Below are 669 nucleotides of genomic sequence, written 5' to 3'. Positions count from 1 at the left end.
CTGGACGACGACCGACTCGGCATTCTTGATGAAGTTCGTCTCAGCACTGTCACTCTGGACACGCAGCGCGAACTCCGTACCAGGCGCGACGTTCATCTCGCCCGCGATGGACTGATTCTCGGCGTTGCCGACCTCAACCGGATCGAGGTCGAAGGAACCTTCAGCCTCAACGGCATCGAAGGTCGCGTTCGCCGACTCGTACGCGGCCTCGATGTCGTCAGTGCTGTCGTCCTGTTCAGCGTCGGTCAGGAGCGGCTCCTGAACGCTGAAGTCAGCGGTGTACTCGTCGTCGGCCTGAATGCCGTCGACGTTGCCGTTGTCTTCAAGCGCACTGTTGACCGTGTCGAGGTCGAGGAACACGTAGTAGTCGCCGTTCTCGTCGTCGTAGACGACGTCGACGGCCTGCTCGAACTCGGAGGCGCTGAAGTCGTCAACAGCGTTGATCTCGTTGGCTTCCTGGTTCGCACCGGGGTTCTGCTCGGTGAACGTCAGGCTTGCCGCGTGGATCGTGTCAGTGTTGTAGGTGTTCGTGGTACTGAGCAGGTCGTAGAGCGCCGCAGCGTTGTTGTTGGCGCCCTGCGCGTCGAGGACACCTTCGAGACCGGTCGCGGAGATCTGGTGGACCAGCACGTCGCTGGGGTTACCGAGTGCGACCGTGTCCGTCTGGGT

General features: G+C 61.6%; 1 pseudogene. It reads right to left on the bottom strand.

Going from position 1 to position 669, the window contains the following annotated elements:
• Positions 1-669 (bottom strand): annotated as a pseudogene (locus tag EXE44_RS20435) (hypothetical protein); the annotation flags it as partial.

Origin of the sequence: Halorubrum sp. SS7 (genome assembly GCF_005435055.1) — an archaeon.
Taxonomy (GTDB): domain Archaea; phylum Halobacteriota; class Halobacteria; order Halobacteriales; family Haloferacaceae; genus Halorubrum; species Halorubrum salinarum.
This window is presented reverse-complemented; position numbering and strand designations above follow the sequence as displayed.